Raw genomic sequence first — 21,468 nt, 5'->3', positions numbered from 1 at the left:
CACGGCCCTGCCACCCCGCACGTCGCACGGCCGCGCCGCGCCGCACGTCGCACGGTCCCGTCTCCGGCACGCCGCACGGTCCCGCCTCCCGCACGGCCGCGCCGCCCCGCATGGCCGCGCGGCGTTCGGCCTCGCCTCCCCGCATGGCCTCGCCTCCCCCACGTCGCACGGTCCCGCCGCCCCGCACACCGCACGGCCGCGCCGCCCCGCCTCCCGCACGGTCCCGCCGCGCCGCGCCGCACGGTCCGCCTCCCGCACGCCGCACGGCCGCGCCTCCCCGCACGGCCCTGCCTCCCCGCACGCCGCACGGCCGCGCCTCCCCGCACGGCCGCCCCGCCTCCCGCACGGTCCCGCCGCGCCGCACGCCTCACGGCCGCGCCGCGCGCTGCACGGCCTGCCTCTCCCCCCCGTAGGGGACCGGAGGTGTCAGAGGCGTAGGTGGGCGACGGTGGCGTCGTCGTGGGTTTTGGAAGGGCCGAGGTGGGCGCGGGTGGTGGCGTCCGCGGACTCCAGGGCGCGGACCTCCGCGATGAGGGCGCCCGCCCCGCGGTCGCGGACCACGGCGAGCGCGTCCCCCCACCCCCCGCGGCCGAAGACCTCCACCCACCGCGTCGCGCCGTCGGTGAGCGCGGTGAGGGAGCGCACCCCGTCCCGCGGCACCGAGCCGACGACGGCCCGCGCGGCGACGCCGGGATCGGCCGCGGCGGTCCAGAAGCCCCCCTCCCGGTTCCGCAGGTTCGCGTCCACGTACGCGGCCGACCGCAGCCGCTCCCGCGGGATCCGCGCGAGCCGGTCGTCCGTGCACGCGACCACCTCCCCGTCGGCCCGTTCCACCAGCAGCACGGAGTCCGCGAGCACCAGGTGTTCCACCGTCTCCGCGTCCCACCGCGCGACCACCACCGTGGCCTGCGGCGTCCGCGGGTGAGAAAGGTCACAGCTGTCCGCGTGCGCCTCGGCCGTGCGCCGGATCGCGGCGGCCAGCACCTCCGTCAGGGGAAGATCCCGCCGGGATAGGGACAGTTCGGTCAGTGCCCCGCCGAGCCGGGCGGTGAACCAGGGAACGGAGTGCACACACCCGGTTTCGCCGCGTGGAGGAGTGACCCCGTCGAGCACCACCACCGCGCCGCCGAGGCCGGAGGCGGGGAGTCCGACGGAGACGAAGTCCTCGTTGGGAAAGCCGAGTTCGGAGGGCTCGGAGGCCAGTTCGGTACGCATCCGGCCAGTCTGCACGCGGCGTCGCCGGTCGCGCGGGAACACCGGCGGCGAGGCGCGGCAGGTGGCGGAACTCCCGGGTCGTGCCCGCTTGGTGGGGAATCCGGCGTGATTGTGAAGGCGTGGCGGCGAATCCTGCCAAAGTCCGTGTCGGCCGTCCACCCGGGGGTCCGGGGCCCCGCTCGGACGACCGCGCGGGTGGGGGGTTGTAACTTGCCCCTCAACTACCCTCCGATGTTCACTCCTTCGGGTGGCGGGACGGTTGATGACCGGTCACCGCCCACCGGCACTGGGAGGGTCGGACACCGAAAACCGGAACCGTACCGGGTGAGTGTCGCCCCAGTTGACGGCAGGTCACCCGGGCCTTGGGTACACGAGTCAGGAATGCGAGCACCGGTGCAGAAGACGCGGCCTCGGCGTACGGGCAAGAAGAAGGCCTCCCGCGAGGGCACGGAGAACTCGCCCACCACCACCGGCACCCCGGGCGCGTCCGCCCCGGCCGGCGGCGAGGTGGGCCGGGGCCGGCCCACGCACGTACGCAACCGGCTCATCGTCGCGGTGGCCGTGGTGGCCGCCGCCGTCGCGGCAGCCGGCACCCCCTCCGTCCTCTCCGCCGCGGGGCGGCTGGACGAGAGCAGGGACCTGGTGACGCTCACCGAGCAGACCCAGGACGCCCTCACCCTCGCCCACGCCCTCGCCGACGAACGGGACGAGGTCACCCCCTACATCGCGGCGGGCCGGCCCGAGTCCCGGGCCCCCTCCGAGCAGCGCGGCGCGCGCGTGGACCGGGAGATAGAGGATCTGCGCGGCGACCCGGACGTCCCGGCCGCCCTGCGGTCGGACCTGGACGAGATCGCGACCGTGCGGCGAGCGGCGCTCTCCGGCAAGAGCACCGCTCTTGAAGCGCACGAGGCGTACTCCCAGGTCATCGCAGAGCTCCACCGGCTCGCCGGCGCCCTGGCCGACGACACCCCGCCGCGCGCCGGAGCGGGCGCCCACGCGCTGGCCGAGCTGGACTCGGCCGTCCAGCAGGCCGCCGCCGCCCGCGGCCTGCTGCTGGCCGCGCTGGCCGTGCCCAGCACCAGCACCCCGGTCTACGACCCGGTCACCGGCGCCACCACGATCAGCCGCGTGGCCACCGAGGCCGACGCGAAGCGGCGTGACGAGCTCTCCGCCGCCGCCCAGCAGGCCCAGGTCCGCTCGGACGCCTCGCTGGCCGAGTTCCGCGAGACGGCGCCGGACCGCACCGCGGCCGCCTTCGAGTCGACCGTCACCGGCCCGGAGTCGGAGGCCGCCCGCGACTACCTGGAGCGCCTCACCGACCAGCCGCAGCTGAACGACAAGGACCTGGGCACCGACCCGAAGAAGCTGGCGGCCGCGCTGTCCTCCCGGCTCGACCTGATGCGGGGCGCCGAGTCCTCGCTCTACGAGAGCCGTGTGAAGAACCTGGTCGAGCTCCGTGACAACGACGTCACCGAGCTGGAGATCCGCATCGCCGCGCTGGTCGCGCTGCTGCTGGTCGCGGTCGGCATCGCCACCGCGCTGGCCCGCTCGCTGACCCGGCCGCTGGCGGTGCTGCGGCTCGGCTCGGCGCGGCTCGCCGAGAACCCGGAGGGCCAGGAGCCGATCCGGTTCACCGGCCGCAAGGACGAGTTCTCCCAGGTCGTCCGCTCGGTCAACACCCTGCACGCGCACGCGCTGGCGCTCCAGGAGCGGATCGGCACCCTGGAGGCCGACCGCAAGCACCTGATCGGCGAGCGGCAGCGGATGGCCGACGCGCGCGAGGAACTGCGCGCCGAGCTCGACGCGGCCCGCGAGGAGCTGGAGCGGTCGGAGGACTCCGTCGAGGGCGCCTACGTCAGCCTGGCGCTGCGGATCCTCGGCCTGGTGGAGCGCCAGCTCACCGTCATCGAGGGCATGGAGGCCCGCGAGGAGGACCCGGAGGGCCTCTCCACGCTCTTCAAGGTCGACCACTTCGCCACGGTGATGCGCCGTCACAGCGAGAACCTGCTGGTGCTGGCGGGCGTCGAGCACGGGCAGCAGCACGCCGGACCGGTGCCGCTGGTGGACGTGGTGCGCGCCGCGGTCAGCGAGATCGAGCGGTACGAGCGGGTGCGGATCGGGGCGCTGCCGCCGGCCGCGCACCTCGCCGGGTTCGCCGCGGACGACCTCAGCCACCTGCTGGCCGAACTGCTGGAGAACGCCACCGCCTTCTCGCCGCCGGAGCTGCCGGTGGAGGTCTCCGGCTGGCTGCTGGAGAGCGGAGAGGTGATGCTCTCCGTCCAGGACGAGGGCATCGGCGTCACCGGGGACCGGCTGGAGCGCCTCAACAACCGGCTGGCCCACTTCGACCCGGAGCAGCCGCACCGGCCGGACGAGGACGACGGCCTGGGGCTCGGCCTGTACGTCGTGGCCCGTCTCGCGCACCGGCACGGGGTGCGGGTGCGGCTGCGCGAGCAGAAGCAGGGCGGCGTCACCGCCGTCGCGGTGCTGCCCACCTCGCTGCTGGCCGCCGCGCCGGCCGCCGCGCCGGTCACCACCGCGCCGCTCAAGCAGCACGGCGCCCCGACCGCCCTGCCGGGTGCGGACGCGGAGGCCAACTCCAACGTGCTGCCCGGCCGTACGCAGGCCCGGCGGAGCGCGGCGGAGCTGGACGCCGCGGCCGGGGACCGCCGGGCGGCCACCGGGGCCGTCGGGGCCGGACCCGCGCCGGTGCCCGCGCCGCGGGAGGAGACGGTCTCCGGCGACGGCGCCGCCGCGGGCGTGACCGCCGCCGGGGAACCGGTCGACGTCGTCATCGCGGCGGCCGAGCAGGCCATCGCGGCCCAGGCCGCCCGGACCGCGGCCGAGGCCCGCGCCGACGGACCGGCCACCGCGCCCGACGGCACGGCCACCGCGGCCGACGGCATCGCCACCGCGGCCGGCGCCGACCGCGCGGCGGCCCCGACCGTGAGCACCGACGGGGACTCCGCCTTCACGATCGCCGCGCCCGCGCCGCGCGCGGAGACCCCCGCCGAAGCCGGAAGCGAAGCCGAGGCCGACGCCGCGGCCGCCGCCGGCGCCGCCCGCACCGGTGGGGACCGGTACGAGGCGGCGGCCGAGGAGACCACCGCCGTGCGGCTCCCGGAGCAGATGACCGGCGCGCAGGCGGAGCACCTGGCCGCGGGCTGGGAAGGGACCGCAGGCCGGGACGGGACGGCCGGCCGGGACGGGAACGCCGACCCGTACGCCATCGGCCCCGAGCGCCACGAGCGCGCGGCGGACGAGGCCGGGGCCGAGCCGGTGACCGACAAGGGCCTGCCCAAGCGCACGCCCAAGATCGTGAGCGCCCCGGCTCCGCGGGCGCACGGCAAGGCGGTGGACGCCGAGGCGCTGCGCCGCAGGCTCGGCGGCTTCCACAAGGGGTCGCAGGCCGGCCGCCGTGACGTGGAGGCGGAGCTGGCGTCGACGACTGGCGGGCCGGGCGAGGGGAAGCCGGGTCCGCAGGGGGAACGGGGTGAGGGGGCCGACGTGCCGCACCCCCGTGAGGGGATCGCATCCGAGCAGGCCACGGGGGGAACCGTCGAGGAGGCAAGCAGTTGACCGCGCCCAGCACCGTCGGACTGAGCAGTGAGGCTCGCAACCTGCACTGGCTGTTGACCAACCTCGTGGAGGAGGTACCCGGACTCCAGTCGGTGGCGGTCGTCTCCTCGGACGGCCTGCTCCTGCTCTCCTCCGACCCGGCGGACCACGCCCCCAAGGAGAAGGAACAGGACAGGAAGGCGCCGGCCGGCCCGCGCGGCTCGGCCGCCGACCTGGCCACGGTGGTGTCCGGCATCGGCAGCCTCACCGTCGGCGCCGCCAAGCTGCTGGACTTCGGCGGCGTCCGCCAGACGATGGTCGCCATGGAGGAGGGGAGCCTCTTCGTCACGGCGATCAGCGACGGCTCGCTCCTGGGCGCGCACGCCGCGCCCGACTGCGACATGAGCGTGATCGCGTACCACATGGCGCTCTTCGTCGGCCGGGCCGGACACGTGCTGACGCCCGAACTCCGGGACGAGCTGCGCGACTCCATGGAACGCAAGGACGCCACCGTGAGGAGCGGACGATGAGCGCCCCCAGGCTTCCGGTCCGTGGCGGGGACCGCAAACCCGCCCGGGTCCGCCCCTACTCGCTCACCGGCGGCCGGACCCGCTTCGGGCACGTGCTGCTGGTGGAGACCTTCGTGGCGGCGCTGGACGCGCCCCCGGAGCGCAAGGAGCTGCCGAACGGCACGCTGGTGACCCGGGTCATGCCGGAGATGCGCGCCATCGTCGAGCTCTGCCGCCGCATGCGCACCGTGGCGGAGATCGCCGCGCTGCTCAAGATGCCGCTGGGTGTCGTCCGCGTCCTGCTGAGCGACCTCGCGGACCAGGGAAAGATCCGCGTGTACGGGACCGGCCACACCTCCGGCCGTCCCGACCGCGCACTGCTCGAAAGGGTGCTCCATGGCCTTCGCCGTCTCTGATGCCGTGAACGAAGCGGTGACCGACGCGGAGGAGGAGGTCCTCAAGCCGTGGCAGACCGACCGCAACCGCGCCCCCGTGGCCACCAAGATCCTGGTGGCCGGCGGGTTCGGCGTCGGCAAGACGACGCTGGTCGGGACGGTCTCGGAGATCAAGCCGCTGGAGACCGAGGCCTTGATGACCGAGGCCAGCGCCGGCACCGACGACATCACCGCCACGCCCGGCAAGACCACCACCACCGTGGCCATGGACTTCGGCCGCATCACCCTCGACGACGACCTCGTCCTGTACCTCTTCGGCACGCCCGGCCAGCAGCGGTTCTGGTTCATGTGGGACGACCTGGCCCGCGGCGCGGTCGGCGCCGTGGTCATGGCCGACACCCGCCGTCTCAAGGACTGCTGGCCCGCGCTGGACTACTTCGAGAGCTGCGGCATGCCGTACGTCGTCGCCGTCAACCACTTCGAGGGCAGCGAGCGGTACGAACCGGAGGACGTCCGGGAGGCGCTGTCCATACCTCCGGCGGTACCTGTCATGATCATGGATGCGCGCAGCCGGATCGCGGTGGTCGACACCCTGCTGGCCCTCGTCGGCCACGCGCTCGACTCCCTCCCCGAGTAGGCCCGCGCGGCCTGCCCGTCAGGCCTGGGCAACCAGACGCCCCGCCCCCAGCGTCCCGAGTAGGAGACATCCCGCATGCGGAAGATACTCGTCGTCGGAGCCGGCCAGTCCGGCCTCCAGCTCGCCCTCGGACTCCAGCAGCACGGGTACGAGGTCACCCTGATGTCCAACCGGACCGCGGACGAGATCCGCTCCGGCCGCGTCATGTCGACGCAGTGCATGTTCCACACCGCCCTGCAGCACGAGCGGGATCTCCAGCTCAACTTCTGGGAGTCCCAGGCGCCGAAGATCGAGGGCCTGGGCGTCTCGGTCGCCGGACCGGAGTCGCAGCGGGTGATCGACTGGGTGGGCAAGCTGGACGGCATCGCCCAGTCCGTCGACCAGCGGGTGAAGATGGCCGGCTGGATGGAGACCTTCGCCCAGCGCGGCGGCCAGCTCGTCATCCACGGCGCCGCCGTCTCCGACCTCGACTACTTCTCCCGCACGTACGACCTGGTGCTGGTCTCGGCGGGCAAGGGCGAGCTGGTCTCCATGTTCGAGCGGGACGCCTCGCGCTCCCCCTACGCCGAGCCGCAGCGCGCGCTGGCCGTGGCGTACGTCCACGGCCTGGGCCCGCGCCCCGAGCACCCCGAGTTCGACGCGGTCCGCTGCAACCTGGTGCCGGGCGTCGGCGAGCTGTTCATCATGCCGACGTACACGCTCTCCGGGCGTGCCGACATCCTCTTCTGGGAGGGCGTCCCGGGCGGCCCGCTGGACGTCTTCCAGGGCGTCAAGGACCCGTCGGAGCACCTGGCGCTCACCCTGGAACTGATGGAGCGCTTCACCCCCTGGGAGTACGCCCGGGCCACCAAGGTGGAGCTCACCGACGCGGGCGGCACGCTCTCCGGCCGGTACGCCCCGACCGTGCGCAACCCGATCGGCCGGCTGCCCGGCGGCGGCTCGGTGCTCGGCGTCGCCGACGTGGTCGTGGCCAACGACCCGATCACCGGGCAGGGCTCCAACTCCGCCTCCAAGTGCGCCGCCGCCTACCTGGACGCCATCCTCGAGCACGGCGACAAGCCGTTCGACGAGGACTGGATGCGGTCCGCCTTCGACCGCTACTGGGCGACCGCGCAGCACGTCACCAGGTGGACCAACGCCATGCTGGCGCCGCCGCCGGAGCACGTGCTCAACCTGATCGGCGCCGCGGGCCAGCTCCAGCCGGTCGCCGACCGGTTCGCCAACGGGTTCAACGACCCCGCGGACTTCGACAACTTCTTCTTCGAGCCCGACAAGGCCAACGCCTACCTGGCCTCCGTCAGCGGCTGACGACACCGTCCAACGCCCGCTTGGTTCCCGCCGCCCCGCCTCCCGGCCGGGCGGCGGGCCCGTCCCGGACCGCCTCGCGGCCGGACCCCGCGCCGCCACCGGCGGTCCCGGCGGCGGTCCCGGCCGGACCCGGGGCGGTCATCCTCTTCCCGGTGCGCCGCTCGTAGGCGGCCAGCGCCTCCAACTGCCCCGGCGACAGCGAGGCGAGCAGCTCCTCGATGCGGTGGAGCCGGGAGCGGACCTTGGCGTCCGCCTTCTTCCTCCGCTCCGCCAGCACCAGTTGACCGTCGAGCGCGGCGCGGGCCCGCCGGGCCAGGTCGCGGACCCGGTGCTCGCCGCCGGTCAGGCGCTCCACCGACCGCGCGTGCTCGCGGGCCGCGCGGGCGAGCAGCCGGCCCTCCTCCACGGCCGTCTGCGGATCGCGGGCGAACAGCACCCGCACATAGGGCGACACCGCCCCGGCGGCGTCCCGGTACTGGGCCCGCGCGAACCGTCCGGCCGCCGCGCGGCTGTCGTCGAGGGAGAGCCGGGTGGTGGCCAGCCGCGTGTCCAGCGCGGCCACCCGCCTGCGCTGCTCCGCGAGCCGTTCGTCGACGGCCCGGTACTCCTCGGCGGCCCGGTCGGCCTGCCGGTGCAGGGTGCGCAGGTCCGCGAGGAGGACGGCGACCGGCCGCTGCCACGCCCCCGAGGGCGGCGCGGGATCGTCGTCGGCGAGGGCGGCCGGTGCGGGGGAGAGGGCGCCCGCCCCGACCACGGCGGCGCACAGCAGGCGGGCAACGGAACCGCGCGACAGGCGTCCTGACATGACGTCACCTCCGGCGCGGGGCGGTCCTTCCGCTCCGCACCGGCAGGATGGGTGGGCCCGCGCCGGGCCGCGCGCCGAGGGTCGGCGAGTGGCGCAACCCGGTCACCCGTCGGTGGTCCCCGGAGTGCGCGAGGGGCGGGACCAGGGCCAGCGGGGGCGGCCCTCGTCGCCGGTGGCGCCGGGCACGAAGACGTACTTCCAGCCGACCGGCAGTCCCAGTCGGCGGCCGTGGCCGCGGGGCTCTCGGCGGTACACCAGCACCGTGGGCGGCGCGCCGTCCGGGTCGGGCACCGGCACCTTGTAGTACTTCGGCGGCTGCCCGGTCGTCCCCAGCAGCACGGGCAGCGTCCGGCCGTCCAGGGGGCCGCCCTCGAAGGGGGTCTCTTCGCTTCTCACCCCTCCAGTGTGGCGGCCCCGGACGGCCGCGGGCGTCAGGCCAGCAGGCCGGAGGACTGCCAGAGCTTGCGGCCCGGGCCGCGGAGCACGCCGATGTCGTCGAGGAAGTCGGTCAGCTTCCTGGCGCCGGTCTGCATGACGTCCCGGCGGTGGGCGCTGTCCTTGACCTGCTCCATCGCCTGCCGCTTGTCGAGGCCGACGTTGGTGTACACCGCGGGGTTGATGAAGGCGACCGAGAAGACCCGGGCGAACTCCCCGGAGGTGAGCCGGGTGAACTCACGCGACCAGCGGGGCGCGGTCACCATCTGCCGGCGCAGCTCCTCGCGGGCGTACCGGACGTGGCGGGCCTCCTCCACGACGTGGATCCGGGTCACGCCGCGGGTGAGGGTCTGGACCCGCTCGTCCGGGAAGGTCAGCCGCTGCATCCAGTCGAGGATCTCCTCGCCGAGCAGCGTCGCGGTGAACGAGCCGGGGGTGGTGGAGATGGTCTTGAAGAGCCGCCCCAGGTGCTGGTGCACGGTGCTGACGGGGTACTCCGGGCAGCCGGAGCGCTGGATGAAGCGGGCGAACATCTTGGAGTGCCGGCACTCGTCCTCGATCTCGGTGAGGGCGTACCGGACGTGGTTGCTGGTCGGGTTCTTGTCGTAGATGTGCCGGCAGAGCAGCTGCATCAGGATGATCTCGAACCAGATGCCGAGGGAGCAGAGCGCGGCGGCCTCGTGCTTGGAGAGCTCGATGCGCTGCTCCTCGCTCATCCGCTTCCACAGCGGGGTGCCGTAGAGCGACACCAGCTCCGGCGGCCAGAACCACTTGCCCTCCTCGAAGGGGGCCTCCCAGTCCAGCTCCTTGTCCGGGTCGAAGGAGTGCTTGGCGGACGAGTCGAGCAGCCGCTTGGCGACCTGTTCGCGGTCCTTCAGCAGGCCCAGTGCGTCACGCAGTCCGGCGAGCGTGTCGGTCTCCGTCACGGTCATGGCTCTCCACCTCGTCGTGCGGTCGGTCGTGCGGTGCGGGGGGTGTTACCGACGGTACTGCTCTTATGAGACTGCGCGTCAGCAAGAGCGTCAATCCCCTGGACGGCACGAGTGCGCCGGACGTCCGCCGCCCGTCCGGCTTCCGCGGGAGCCCGCGCGGACGGGAACGGCACGCTCCGCCCCGCGGCGGCGGGGGAGGAGGGTCAGGAGGGTCAGGAGGTGAGGACCGCCCGCATGACCGCGCGGGCGACGGGGGCGGCCACGTCACCGCCCGTGATGTCGCCGCGGTCCGCCGCCGCGTCCTCGACGACCACCGCCACCGCCACCCGCGGCTCCAGCTCCCCCTCGCCCCGCGCCCAGGACACGAACCACGCGTACGGCGTCCCCGCGTTCCCCACCCCGTGCTGCGCCGTCCCGGTCTTGCCGCCCACCACCGCCCCGTCGATCGCCGCCTGGCCGCCCGTGCCGTCCGTGACGACCCCCGTCATCAGCTCCCGCAGCAGCCGCGCGGTCGCCGGCCGCAGCACCTGCCGCAGCCCCCGCGGTCCGGCCCGTCCGATGGTCGTGCCGCGGGCCGTCGTCGTGCGCTCCACGAGGTACGGCGTGCGCGTCGTCCCGCCGCCCGCCACCACCGCCGCCACCCGCGCCATCTGCAGCGGCGTCGCCCGGGTGTTGAACTGCCCGATCGAGGCCAGCGCGAGCTGCGCCGGGTCGACGTCCGGGTCGAACGTCGACCGGGCCACCCCGAACGGCACCCGCAGCCCGTCGTCGTTGAAGCCGAACGCCTCCGCCGTGCGGGCCATCCGCCCGGCGCCCACCCGGACGCCGAGCCGGGCGAAGACGGTGTTGCAGGACCACTCGAAGGCCTGCCGCAGGGTCGCCCGCCCGCACTCCGCGCGCTCGTCGGTCAGCTCGGTACCGGTGCCCGGCAGCCGGTACGGGCCGGGTTCGCCGACCCGCTGGTCCAGGTCGCGGACCAGCCGCGCCTCCAGTGCGGCCGCGGCGGTGACCACCTTGAACGTGGAGCCCGGCGGATAGGTCTGCCGCACGGCGCGGTTGAGCAGCGGCTGGTCGGGGTCGCCCAGCAGGCGCCGCCAGGCCCGCGCCGCGGCGGGGCCGTTGCCGGACAGGTCGGCCGGGTCGTAGGAGGGGGTGGACACCACTGCCAGGATCCGCCCGGTGGCCGGCTCGAGCGCCACCACCGCGCCTTTCCGGCCGCCCAGCCCCGCGAACCCGGCCCGCTGCGCCGCCGGCAGGACGGTGGTCTGCACGTCGCCGCCGCGGTCCGCCGGGCCGCCGAGCAGCGGGAGGGCGGCGAGCAGCGGGTGGCGGCCGGAGAGGACGTCGTCCTCGACGGCCTCCAGCAGGGTCGTGCCGTACGCCTGCGAGGCGAAGCCGGTGACCGGCGCGTACAGCGGCCCGTCCGTGTAGGTGCGTTCGTGGCGCAGCCGGTCGCCGGTGTCCACCGAGCCGGTCACCGGGCGTCCGCCGACCAGGATGTCGCCGCGGGGCCGGTGGTAACGGTCGATGTCGGCCCGCCGGTTGGCCGGGTGGCGCTCGTGGGCGCCGGCCTCCAGCACCTGCACCCGCGCCGCGTTCACCAGCAGCGCGGCCAGCAGCAGCAGGCAGAGCAGTCCGGCGTGGCGCACGGTGCGGGTCATGGCCGCCCCTCCCCGTCCAGCGGTTCGCCCTCGTCCGGGGCGCGGTCGGCCGCGTCCCCGAGCCGGACCAGCAGCGCGACGATCACCCAGTTGGTGACCACGGAGGATCCGCCCTGCGCGAGGAACGGCATCGCCATCCCGGTCAGCGGGATCAGCCCGGTCACCCCGCCGGCGATCACGAAGACCTGCACGGCGATCAGCGAGGACAGCCCCACCGCGAGCAGCCGTCCGAACGGGTCGGGCGTCAACTCGGCCGCGCGGTAGCCGCGTTCGACCAGCAGCGCGTAGAGCACGATGATCGCGCCGAGCCCCGCCAGGCCCAGCTCCTCGCCGGCGGTCGCCAGGATGAAGTCCGACTTGGCGGCGAAGCCGATCAGGCTCGACTGCCCCTGGCCCAGCCCCTCCCCGAACAGGCCGCCCGCCGCGAAGGCGAACAGCGACTGGGCGAGCTGCCCCGCCCCGTGCCCGGCCTCCACGGAGGCGAACGGGTCCAGCCAGTCCGCGACCCGACCGCGCACGTGCGGCTCGATCCGGGCCACGGCCACCGCCGCGGCCGACAGTGCCGCCAGGCCGAGCGCGATCCAGCCGAGGCGGCCGGTGGCGACGTAGAGGAGGATCACGAACAGGGCGAAGAAGAGCAGCGAGGTGCCGAGGTCCCGCTCCAGCACCAGGACCCCGACGCTCAGCAGCCAGATCGCCACCACCGGGCCCGGCGCCCGGCGGGCGGCGGCCCCCGCGAGCGCCTCGCGGCGGGCGGCCAGGTGACCGGCGAAGAACACCACCAGCAGCACCTTGGCGAACTCGGCCGGCTGGAGGGAAAAGCCTGCCAGGCGGATCCAGATCCTGGCCCCGTTCACCGGGGGGAACAGGACGGGCAGCACCAGCAGCACGAGGGCGGCGATGCCGCAGGCCCGGGTGGCGCGCCGCAGCGTCCGGTGGTCGTCCAGGAGGTGGACGACCAGGATGAACAGGCCCACCCCGAGGGTCGACCAGACCAGCTGCGCGGGCGCGGCCCGGTCGCCGGGCGTCTCCAGGTCGAGGCGGTGGATCAGCACCAGGCCCAGGCCGTTGAGCAGCACGGCGATCGGCAGCGGCAGCGGGTCCGCGCGGGGGGCGCGCCGCCGGACGACGACGTGCGCGACCAGGGCCAGCGCCCCGAGCCCGGCGCCGTGACGGACGGCGTCGGGCGGGACGTGACCGGTGCGGGCCAGGCCGACGGCGCAGTAGCCGCACACGGACAGGAACACGGCGAGGACGATCAGGGCGAGCTCCGCGCCCCGGCGGCTGACGGGTGCCGCCGTGGGGGGTGGGGGGCCCGCTGCCTTCCGCTCCCGCCCGACCCGGGTGGCCTCGGTGGTCATGGGTCGGAACGTAGCAAGCGGATGGCGGGATGTCCCGTTATGTCAGCACCCGTTATGTCAGCACCAGCGCGGGGCCTTGCCGATGTTGTCGATGTACCGGGCCGGGCCCCAGGCCCAGGTGCCGTCGGCGAGCAGGTACCAGAGCGGGTTGCCGTCGACGGTGTCGCCGGGCGCCTTGCAGAAGATGTCGACCACGGAACCCCTGGGGGCGAAGCCGATCACCTCGCTGCCCGTCGAGGGGGAGGTGTGCAGGCGCAGTCCGCCCGGGGCGGTCACGCGCCCCTGGTAGAACGTCTCGCCGGGCGGGGTCGGCGGAGTGGGGTGGCCCTGCCCGGCGACGGCGGGGGCGGCCGCGGCGGCGAGCAGGGCGGTGGCGGCGGCGCCCATGGCGACGCGGGACAGGGAACGGCGCAGGGCCATGCGAACCTCCGGTGTGTCGGGACCCGTTCGTCCTGCCACGCTGGCACGCGCCGCCCTGCCCCGCCCGCCGTGGAGCGCCGTCCGGGTGGGACCACCGGCCGCGGGGCGGGGGTGCCGGGGCCGCGGTGTCGCCAACGCGGGGCGGGGGCGACGCGGAGACGGGGCGTGGGTGTCGCGGGGCCGGAGCCCGGTGGCGGAGGCGGAGGGGTCAGTCCGGCAGGGGGGCGGCGTGGCCGGGGTCGAGGAGGGGGGACATGAGGTCGCCGTCGCGGTCCAGGCGGGCGAGGACGTCGGGGGCGCGCAGGGTGAGCCGTTCGGGCGAGGCGGAGACGACCTCCTCCCAGGAGACGGGGGCCGAGACCGCCGCCGTCGGCCGGGCCCGGACCGTGTAAGGCGTGGCGGTGGTCTTCCGTCCCGCGTTCTGGCTCCAGTCGACGAAGACCTTCCCCGGCCGCAGGCTCCGCGTCATCCGGTGCACCACCAGCCGCGGCATCGCCGCCTCCGCCTCGACCGCCAGCGCCTTGGCGTAGGCGCTGGTCCGCTCCGACGACGCGCCCCGCACCGCCGCCAGCAGGTGCAGCCCCTTGGAGCCCGAGGTCTTCGGGTACGCCTCGATCCCGTCCCCGGCGAGCCGGTCCCGCAGCCAGAGCGCCACCTCGCAGCACTCGGCGAGCCCGGCCGGCGGCCCCGGGTCCAGGTCGAACACCAGCCGGTCCGCCTCCCCGGGGTCCTGGGCGAGCCACTGGTGGGTGTGGAACTCGGTGACCAGGTTGGCCGCCCACATCAGCGAGGGCAGGTCCTGCACCATCACCATCCGGGACGGCCCCTCCGACCGGGGGACCTCCGCCGTGGTGACCCAGTCGGGCGTACCCGGAGGCACGTTCTTGGCGAAGAAGACCTGGCCGTGGGGTCCGTCCGGATACCGCAGGAAGGACACCGGGCGGTCCCGCAGGTGCGGCAGCAGCGCCCCGGCGGCCATGGCGTAGTAGTGCAGCAGCTCCCCCTTGGTGAAGCCGTCCTCCGGATGGATCACCTTCTCCAGGTTGGAGAGCGGGATCCTTCGCCCCTCCACCTCTGTGATCGGCGTCATACGATAAGAATCCCACGCATCATGGGCATAGCGGTGGAAGTCCGGCGAAAGGGTGCTGAACGTGCGATCGATCTGGAACGGCGCCATCTCCTTCGGCCTGGTCAGCATCCCGATCAAGCTGGTGAACGCGACCGAGAACCACAACGTCTCCTTCCGGCAGATCCACACCGAGGACGGCGGCCGGATCCGCTACCGCAAGGTCTGCGAACTGGAGGACAAGGAGGTCAGCCAGTCGGAGATCGGCAAGGCGTACGAGGAGTCGGACGGCTCGATGATCCCGATCACCGAGGAGGACCTCCAGCAGCTCCCGATCCCCACGGCCAAGACCATCGAGATCGTCGCCTTCGTGCCGAACGAGCGGATCGACCCCCTGCAGATGGAGTCCGCCTACTACCTCGCCGCCGGCGGCGCGCAGGCCGCCAAGCCGTACACGCTGCTGCGGGAGGCGCTCAAGCGCAGCAACAAGGTCGCCATCGCCAAGTTCGCGCTCCGGGGACGGGAGAGGCTGGGGATGCTGCGGGTCGTGGACGAGGCGATCGTCATGCACGGCCTCCTCTGGCCGGACGAGATCCGCCGGCCGGAGGGGGTCGCGCCGGAGGGCGACGTCCGGATCCGGGACCAGGAGCTGGACCTGGCGGACGCGCTGATGGACACGCTGGGCGAGGTCGACATGGACGACCTGCACGACGAGTACCGGGAGGCCGTCGAGGAGATGGTCGCGGCCAAGGCGGCGGGCCAGGAGGCGCCCGCGCTGCCGGAGGCGCCGGCCGGCGGCGGGAAGGTGCTGGACCTCATGGCGGCACTGGAGAACAGCGTGCGGGCGGCGCAGCAGTCGCGGGGAGAGGGGGACGGGGAGGGCGAGGGCGCCGGCGAGGTCCGTCCGATGGGCCGCTCCCGCACGAACCCGAAGGACACCTCCGGCAAGAAGTCCACCTCCACGGCGAAGAAGACCGCGGGGAAGAAGACGGCGTCCTCCGGCGGCGGCTCGGGCTCCCGCGGAGGCTCGGGTTCGGGCTCGGGTTCGGGTTCCGGTTCCGGAACCGGCTCCACGAAGAAGTCCACGACGGCGAAGAAGACCGCCGCGAAGAAGGCCCCGGCCAAGAAGGCCACCTCGCGCAAGCGCTCCGCCTGAGGCGCCTCCCCCGCCTCCGCCCCCGCTTCCCGCGCCGCCGTGGCTGCCGACCGCCGTGGCTGCGTGGGCCGTGGGCCGTGGGCCGTGGGCCGTGGGGTCAGAGCTCCTGGGCGGGCCAGTCGAGGAGCCGGGCCCCGATGGCGGCGGTCTGGAGCATGTACCGCTGCGCGGGGTCGGACGGGTCCGCGCCGGTCAGCTTCCGGATCCGCTCCAGCCGGTACGTCAGCGCCCGCACGCTCAGCGAGAGCCGCCGCGCCGCCTCGGCCGCCACGCACCCGGAGTCGAAGTACGCCGTCAGCGTGTCCAGCAGCGGCCGGGCCCCGCCCCGCGCGCCCCGCAGCGGCCCCAGCGCGCTCACCACCAGGTCCGCCAGCGCCTGCCGGTCACGTGCCAGCACCGGGTAGACCAGCAGGTCCGCCGCCTTCAGCACCGGCCCCGTGAAGCCCAGCCGCTCCGCCATCTCCAGCGTGCTCAGCGCCTCCTCGTAGGACTGGACGACGCCGCCCGGCCCCGGATGGGCCCGCCCCACCGCGACCTGCCCGCCGTCCGTCGCCGCGTACGCCTGCTTGGCGAACCAGGTGAGGACCTCCTCCTGGTCCCCGGGCGCGACGCACAGCAGGCGCCCGTCCTTGGTGGTGACCAGGATCCGCCGGCTGTCGAACCGCGCGGTCACCGCCCGCGCCACCTGCCGCGGCACCGGGTCGCCCTCGTCGTAGGCGGCGGGCCCCGCGGCCACCGCCACCGCGTGCGCCCGGGCCAGCCGCAGCCCGAACCGCCCGGCGCGCTCGGCCAGCCGGCCCAGGTCGCTGCGGCCCAGCAGCAGGTCGTCGATGAACTCCCGCCGCGCCGCCTCCTCCTGGCGGATGGCCTGGCGCTGCGCCCGCTCGTACCCCTCGGCGAACGCGTCGACCGCCTGCTGCACCGCCGCCAGCGCGCAGTCGGCCGAATTCGTGCTCCGGGAACCGGTGTTGGGGGAGGCGGGCCAGGCGTCGCGGGCCGCGGCGAGATGGGCGCTCACCATCCGGCGGAGCCCCAGCCCGGCCTCCGCCGCCCGCTCGCCCAGGTCGCGGCGGGACTCCAACTCCTCGCGGGTCAGGCGGCGTCCGGTGGAGGCCACCTCGACGAGGATGCCGCCGAAGCCGTCCAGGTACCCCGCGGGCTCCGCGCCTGCTGACGACATCGTTCGACCCCCGCGTCTTGACGTGTTCTTGACGCCGCTCCGGCAGGCAGACCCTAACCAACACTGCCGGAAACCGGCAATGCGGCGCCGCGGGCGCGGAGTTCATGATGGGGCCGGAGGGAGCGCCACGGACGGCTCCGGTTCCGGACACCGGCAGTGCGGCCCGTGTCCGGACCGGGGCCCACGGGCGCCGTCCTCAAGTCGGCGCACTGTCGGAGGCACGTGCCAGGCTGCACCTGGACCGCCTCTGCCCCGCGTGGTGAGCCGCCGGACACACCTGTCGTCCGCGGGTCCCGCACCCCGCACACCCCGCCCGCGTACGACCGTGACCGAAAGGAGCACCGGATGGCCCCCTACCTGATCCCCGTCGCCCCCGCCCTGCTGCTGATCGCCGTCTCCACGGCCTACCAGGTCCGCCGGGACCGCCGTGTCCTCGAGGCGTTCCTGCCGTGCGAGGAGAGCGAAACGAGGGGCTGACGGGCCCGCGGGCCCGGCTGCGGCCCCTCGGTCAGTAGTCCGGGAACTGGATCAGCCGGTCCCGCGCCCCGGCGATGTCCGGCTGGTACACCTCCGCGTCCCACTCCTCCCGTTCCACCGGCTCCAGTCCGATGGACACGGCACCCTCCCGTACCCCGAACGCCTCCCGCACGGCCTCCGAGACCCGGGCCGCGAGCCGCGCCCGGGTCTCCTCGTCGAGGTCCTGGGGGAAGTGCTTGATGATCACATGCGGCATCGGCCGGCCCTCCGTCCACGTCAGCCGGGCGCGCGACACCCGCGCGCCCACCCCCCGATGGTGTCAGCGGAGCCCCGCCCGGGCGACGGCGGCCCCGCCCCGTCGGGGCGCGCGGTGCCGGCGGGGCGGGGCGGTGGCTTCGGGAAGGGCCGGCCTCGTCTCCGTCAGTCGTCCAGGTAGTCGTCGTCGATGTCTTCCTCGTCCAGGTCGTGGGCGGCCATGACCTTCGCGGCCTCCTCGGCGGCGCCCCGGGCGCGCAGGGTGAGGACCAGGGCCACGGCCACCTCCCAGTCGTCCTCGGAGCCGAGGGCGAGCGACGCGCGGGCGGCCTCCTCCGCGGCCGCGCGCTCGCCCAGCCGGTACCGCGCCTTGGCGAGGAGGGCCAGGGCGCGGGCGTACCGGACCCGCTCGTCGGGGTCGGCGTCGGGGGACGCCCCGGGCACCGCCTCGACGTACGCGGCGGCCTGCTCGTACCGTCCGGCGCGGTACAGGACGTGGGCGATCCTGAGGCGCATGACGGCGGCCCGCGCGGCGTCCACGCCGGGCTCGGCGAGGGCCGCCGTGACCTCCGCGGTCAGCGCGGTCAGCGCCTTCGGGCCCTCGGCGTTGTGCGCGGCCATGAGCAGGGCCTGGAGCCGCTGGTCGGTGCTGCCCTCGGCCGCGTACCGGCGGGAGGCGGACAGGAACCAGCGGTGGCGCGCGGCGGGGGTCGTCTCCGCGCGGCCCAGTTCCTCCTCCAGCCGGGGCCGGGGCGGCAGGCCGGGGAACCCGTCGTCGGAGCCCTCCAGCAGGCCGCGCAGGGCGGCGGCCGCGCGGGCGGGGTCGCCGTCCGCCCGGTGGGCGCGGAAGAGCAGCCAGGCGGCGCGCGGTGCCTGGTCGGCCAGGCCGAGCCGGTCGACCTCGCGGGCCGCCTCCTCGGCGGCCTCCGCCGCCTCGGCGTACCGGTCGGCGTCCAGCAGTTCCTCGGTGGCCTCCAGGCGGGCCAGGGCCGCGGCCGGGCCGTCGCCGGCGGCGGTCAGCGCGGCCACGTCCTCCACCAGCTTCCTGATCCGCCGTGCCCGCGGATCGGCGGCGGCGTGCGTGGCGGGGTGGAACACCTCGAGCGGCAGCGGCTCACCGAGCGGGCCCGCCGCCATCCGCTCCCGGAGGCGTTCGCCCTGGTAGCCGTTGCCGTTGCGGGCGTCGAAGCGGTCGGCCAGGCGCAGCACCCGCTCCCGCAGCCCGGCGGCGAGCGAGGCCACCGTGACCGGGCCCCCGCCCCGCTCCGCGGCGGTGCGCGGGCGCACCGGGCGGTCGCCCTCGCCGCGCTCCTCCAGGGTCCGCAGCACCGCCACCGCGGCCGCCGCGAAGTCGGCCTCGGCGAGCGGCGTGCGCGGCCGGTCCAGCCAGTGCAGGTGGCGTTCGACCAGGTCGAAGCCGCGTTCGGGGTTGCCGGTGTGCAGGCAGAACATCAGGTGCAGCCCCAGCTCCGCCAGGTGGTACGGCTTCTCGCGCAGCAGCCGGTAGGCGGTGCGGTGCGCCTCCAGCGCCTTGTGGGGCTGCCCGGTGCGCAGGTACGGCAGCAGCAGCTCGGAGTTGATCCACTGCGGCTGGTCGGTGCACCAGGAGGTGCGGGCCGGCTCCCCGACCGCGATGGCCTCCTCGTCGCGGCCGAGCGCCACCAGGGTGCGGGTCTGGCTGCTCGGCACGCAGCCCGAGCAGTCGGAGAGGTGGTCGCGCGGGGTGCGGGCCATCCGCTCGTAGTGGGCCTGGGCCGCCTCCAGCTCGCCCACGCTCTCGGCGATCAGCCCCCGGTGCTGGAGGACGGCGTGCAGGCTGTGCCCGCCGAGCCGGTAGCGGCGCTCCATGTCCTCCAGCAGGTCGTGGGCCCGCTCCAGGGGGATCTCAGGGAACTGGTGGACGTTGTAGATCATCCACTTCATGTTCCAGAGCAGGCTCCGCTCGTGGCCGCCGCCGAAGCGCTGCGGCTCGCGGTCGTAGGCCGCCCGGCACCAGGAGAAGGCCACCAGCGCCTTCTGCGCCGCCCCGTTGTTGTGGAACACCGAGGTCGAGTGCATCCGGACGTCGAAGGCGAACTCGACCAGCCCCAGGGCGTCGGCGTGCCGCGCCACCTGTTCCAGTGCCGCGAACTTCGCGGGCCCGGCGGGCATCCGGTGCGTGTCGGCGTAGAGCTGCCGGACCTCCTGCTCGGTACGGCTCATCGGTCCTCCCCCGGGGACGTGGCGGACGCGGACACGGCCCGGCCGATCAGGCCGAGGAAGGACTGGTTGAGCACGGCGGTGTCGGCCGGCCGCAGCGGGTGGTGGCCCAGCAGCAGGGCCTGCACGTACAGCCCCTCCAGGCAGGTGGCCCGCAGTTCGGGGTCGACGAGGGTGAGCACCTGCCGGGCCAGCGGGTTGCGGTGGTTGAGCACCAGCCGCGGCCGGGGCTCGGCGGAGTCCTCCAGGCTGCCCAGGATGGACGCCCACACGTCGTCGACCTGGCTCTTCGTCTCCCGCAGGTCCATCTGGAACGCCGTGTCGTCGTCCAGGAGGTAGAGGGCGGGCAGACCGGAGGGCTGGAACGACCGGACCAGCAGGTCGCAGCCGAGCTTCGCCAGTACCTGTTCGGCCGCCGCCAGTGCGGGCGCCAGCGCCTTCTCCTCCTCGGCCTCCAGCCGCTCCAGGTGCGTGGTGAGGTCGCCGGCCCGCAGCACCTCCGTCTCCAGGGCGGGCTCCAGGGCGGCGAGCCGTTCGAGGATCTGCGCGTCGTACACGTAGCCCGCGTTGACGACGGCCAGTCCCTGGGCCGCGGCGACCGGGGCGAGCTGGCGGAACTCGTCCACCAGCGGAGTCCAGCGGACCAGTCCGTACCGCTCGCGGAACTCGGTGAGGGTGTGCGGGCCGACGTTGGTCTCCATCGGCCAGAAGTCGGCGACCAGGCGCAGCATGTCGTCGTCGTGCAGCGCCAGCGCCTTCACGCCGAGGTGGTGCACCCGCAGGAACTCCCGCAGCCGCGCCGGGTCCTGGCGGCTGAGCCGCACCAGCCAGGCGCGCAGCACGTCGCCCAGGGCGTCGCGGGTGGACTCCAGCAGGGTGTCCTCGTACAGGGCCTCCCGGCTGGCGGTGGGGCGCAGTTCGGCGGTGTCCACCACGCAGCGGACGAAGAACGCCCACTCCGGCAGCAGCCGTTCCGCGCGCTCCGACAGCAGCATCTGCTTCAGGTACACCCGGTGGGCCGCCGGCACCGACGGGTTGGCGGGCATCGGCAGCACGAACGCCACGCCGCGCAGACCGGCCTCGGCGGTCTCCAGGTCCACCACGTCGAACGGGGTGAAGCCGAAGACCTCCTGGCAGTAGGCCTCCAGCCGGTCCCGGCGCCGCGCGGGCGGCTCGTCGGCGGGACGGTCCCACGGCGCGGGGCCGCCGGTGACCGCCTCGCCGTCCACGGTGACCGCGTGCGGCAGCCGTCCGCCGAAGCGGGTCACCAGCTCGGTCACCGATGCGCGGGTCAGCAGGTGCTCGCTGCCGTGCCGGGGGCGCAGGGTGACCGTGGTGCCGGTCTCCGCGCGCTCCTCGCCGGGGCCGGCGGTGCGGACGGTGTAGCTGCCGTCGGACCTGCCGTGCCAGAGCACGGTCGGCTCGCCCTCGCGGCGGGTGGTGACCTCGACGGCGTCCGACACCATGAAGCAGGACAGCAGCCCGATGCCGAACTGGCCGAGGAACTCGTGCCGCGCGAAGCCGAGTTCGTCCCGCTTGGAGCTGCGGCCGATGGTCGCGAGCAGCTCGTGCACCTGCGTCTCGGACAGGCCGACGCCGTTGTCCGTGACGGTCAGCGAACCGTCCCCCGTGCTGTCCGCCGACTCCAGCGCGATCCGGCCCACGCCCCGCTCCCCGGCGTCGGCGCCGTGCGCGGCCGTGATGGCGTCCACCGCGTTCTGCAGCAGCTCCCGCGCGTACACCTGCGGGCTGGTGTACAGGTGGTGGCTCAGCAGATCGACGATCCCGCGGAGATCCACGCGGAAACTCTGACTCACCTGGGTCTTCCCCCCATCCGCCCTTCCGGGCTCCCGAACTGGGGGAACACTAGACCGAGTCGCCGACAGCCGCGTCCGAATT

The 21,468-nt window shown here is 74.8% G+C and carries 19 protein-coding genes; 7 read left to right on the top strand and 12 right to left on the bottom strand.

Annotation, left to right across the window (positions count from 1 at the left end; all coding sequences use genetic code 11):
- Positions 1 to 426: 426 nt before the first annotated feature.
- On the bottom strand, positions 427 to 1,215 hold the full coding sequence (locus ACWD3O_RS27045; RefSeq protein ID WP_451417686.1) for a hypothetical protein: 789 nt from the start codon (positions 1,213 to 1,215) through the stop codon (positions 427 to 429).
- Between the two features lie 393 nt (positions 1,216 to 1,608).
- Here ACWD3O_RS27045 and ACWD3O_RS27040 point away from each other — a divergent pair, with 393 nt between their 5' ends.
- The 5 genes from ACWD3O_RS27040 to ACWD3O_RS27020 all read left to right on the top strand — a co-directional run bounded on the left by ACWD3O_RS27040 (position 1,609) and on the right by ACWD3O_RS27020 (position 7,622).
- On the top strand, positions 1,609 to 4,794 hold the full coding sequence (locus ACWD3O_RS27040) for a sensor histidine kinase (protein ID WP_451417685.1): 3,186 nt from the start codon (positions 1,609 to 1,611) through the stop codon (positions 4,792 to 4,794).
- On the top strand, positions 4,791 to 5,303 hold the full coding sequence (locus ACWD3O_RS27035) for a roadblock/LC7 domain-containing protein (RefSeq protein WP_451410379.1): 513 nt from the start codon (positions 4,791 to 4,793) through the stop codon (positions 5,301 to 5,303). Before ACWD3O_RS27040 ends, ACWD3O_RS27035 begins: the two co-directional genes overlap by 4 nt.
- Complete coding sequence (locus tag ACWD3O_RS27030) at positions 5,300 to 5,698, top strand: DUF742 domain-containing protein (protein WP_356130529.1); 399 nt, start codon at positions 5,300 to 5,302, stop codon at positions 5,696 to 5,698. Before ACWD3O_RS27035 ends, ACWD3O_RS27030 begins: the two co-directional genes overlap by 4 nt.
- A complete protein-coding gene (locus ACWD3O_RS27025) occupies positions 5,679 to 6,314 on the top strand; it encodes a GTP-binding protein (RefSeq protein ID WP_451410380.1) in 636 nt (211 codons plus the stop codon). Before ACWD3O_RS27030 ends, ACWD3O_RS27025 begins: the two co-directional genes overlap by 20 nt.
- Before the next feature lie 75 nt (positions 6,315 to 6,389).
- Positions 6,390 to 7,622, top strand: coding sequence for a styrene monooxygenase/indole monooxygenase family protein (locus tag ACWD3O_RS27020; protein WP_451410381.1), 1,233 nt, complete (start codon positions 6,390 to 6,392; stop codon positions 7,620 to 7,622).
- Here the strand turns inward: ACWD3O_RS27020 and ACWD3O_RS27015 are convergent.
- The 7 genes from ACWD3O_RS27015 to ligD all read right to left on the bottom strand — a co-directional run bounded on the left by ACWD3O_RS27015 (position 7,612) and on the right by ligD (position 14,326).
- A complete protein-coding gene (locus ACWD3O_RS27015) occupies positions 7,612 to 8,427 on the bottom strand; it encodes a hypothetical protein (RefSeq protein ID WP_451417684.1) in 816 nt (271 codons plus the stop codon). The two genes, ACWD3O_RS27020 and ACWD3O_RS27015, sit on opposite strands and share 11 nt — an antisense overlap.
- Before the next feature lie 102 nt (positions 8,428 to 8,529).
- The gene (locus tag ACWD3O_RS27010) at positions 8,530 to 8,823 is read right to left on the bottom strand and encodes a hypothetical protein (protein ID WP_451410383.1); all 294 of its coding nucleotides are present in this window, start codon (positions 8,821 to 8,823) and stop codon (positions 8,530 to 8,532) included.
- A 35-nt stretch (positions 8,824 to 8,858) separates the two neighbouring features.
- The gene (locus ACWD3O_RS27005; protein ID WP_451410384.1) at positions 8,859 to 9,794 is read right to left on the bottom strand and encodes an AurF N-oxygenase family protein; all 936 of its coding nucleotides are present in this window, start codon (positions 9,792 to 9,794) and stop codon (positions 8,859 to 8,861) included.
- 212 nt (positions 9,795 to 10,006) lie between these two features.
- Positions 10,007 to 11,455 (bottom strand): penicillin-binding transpeptidase domain-containing protein, encoded by a 1,449-nt coding sequence (locus tag ACWD3O_RS27000; protein ID WP_451417683.1) that lies wholly within the window; start codon positions 11,453 to 11,455, stop codon positions 10,007 to 10,009.
- Positions 11,452 to 12,816, bottom strand: a complete 1,365-nt coding sequence (locus ACWD3O_RS26995; RefSeq protein WP_451410386.1) for an FtsW/RodA/SpoVE family cell cycle protein — start codon at positions 12,814 to 12,816, stop codon at positions 11,452 to 11,454. Before ACWD3O_RS26995 ends, ACWD3O_RS27000 begins: the two co-directional genes overlap by 4 nt.
- A 57-nt stretch (positions 12,817 to 12,873) precedes the next feature.
- Positions 12,874 to 13,236: an SH3 domain-containing protein gene (locus ACWD3O_RS26990; protein ID WP_451410387.1), complete on the bottom strand. Its 363-nt coding sequence runs from the start codon at positions 13,234 to 13,236 to the stop codon at positions 12,874 to 12,876.
- Positions 13,237 to 13,444: 208 nt separating this feature from the next.
- The gene (ligD, locus tag ACWD3O_RS26985) at positions 13,445 to 14,326 is read right to left on the bottom strand and encodes a non-homologous end-joining DNA ligase (RefSeq protein WP_451417682.1); all 882 of its coding nucleotides are present in this window, start codon (positions 14,324 to 14,326) and stop codon (positions 13,445 to 13,447) included.
- Positions 14,327 to 14,387: 61 nt separating this feature from the next.
- On the opposite strand from ligD, the gene ku reads away from it, so the two are divergent.
- Positions 14,388 to 15,458 carry a non-homologous end joining protein Ku gene (gene ku / locus ACWD3O_RS26980; RefSeq protein ID WP_451417681.1) on the top strand — a complete coding sequence of 357 codons (1,071 nt, stop codon included), beginning with the start codon at positions 14,388 to 14,390 and terminating at the stop codon, positions 15,456 to 15,458.
- Positions 15,459 to 15,555: 97 nt separating this feature from the next.
- Here the strand turns inward: ku and ACWD3O_RS26975 are convergent, their stop codons facing one another.
- Positions 15,556 to 16,638 carry a PucR family transcriptional regulator gene (locus tag ACWD3O_RS26975; protein WP_451417680.1) on the bottom strand — a complete coding sequence of 361 codons (1,083 nt, stop codon included), beginning with the start codon at positions 16,636 to 16,638 and terminating at the stop codon, positions 15,556 to 15,558.
- A 345-nt stretch (positions 16,639 to 16,983) separates the two neighbouring features.
- On the opposite strand from ACWD3O_RS26975, the gene ACWD3O_RS26970 reads away from it, so the two are divergent.
- Entirely contained in the window at positions 16,984 to 17,115 is a 132-nt protein-coding gene (locus ACWD3O_RS26970) for a hypothetical protein (protein ID WP_451417679.1), read from the top strand.
- Between the two features lie 31 nt (positions 17,116 to 17,146).
- Here ACWD3O_RS26970 and ACWD3O_RS26965 read toward each other — a convergent pair whose 3' ends face one another.
- From ACWD3O_RS26965 to ACWD3O_RS26955, 3 genes are all read right to left on the bottom strand, one after another.
- Complete coding sequence (locus ACWD3O_RS26965; RefSeq protein ID WP_451417678.1) at positions 17,147 to 17,371, bottom strand: tautomerase family protein; 225 nt, start codon at positions 17,369 to 17,371, stop codon at positions 17,147 to 17,149.
- Positions 17,372 to 17,535: 164 nt separating this feature from the next.
- On the bottom strand, positions 17,536 to 19,572 hold the full coding sequence (locus ACWD3O_RS26960) for a hypothetical protein (RefSeq protein ID WP_451417677.1): 2,037 nt from the start codon (positions 19,570 to 19,572) through the stop codon (positions 17,536 to 17,538).
- Entirely contained in the window at positions 19,569 to 21,386 is a 1,818-nt protein-coding gene (locus ACWD3O_RS26955) for an HSP90 family protein (protein ID WP_451417676.1), read from the bottom strand. Before ACWD3O_RS26955 ends, ACWD3O_RS26960 begins: the two co-directional genes overlap by 4 nt.
- Between the last annotated feature and the right edge of the window lie 82 nt (positions 21,387 to 21,468).

Source organism: Streptomyces sp. NPDC002640, from assembly GCF_053592575.1.
Note: the sequence above shows the minus strand (reverse complement) of the source record. Positions and strands in the feature narration are given on the sequence as shown.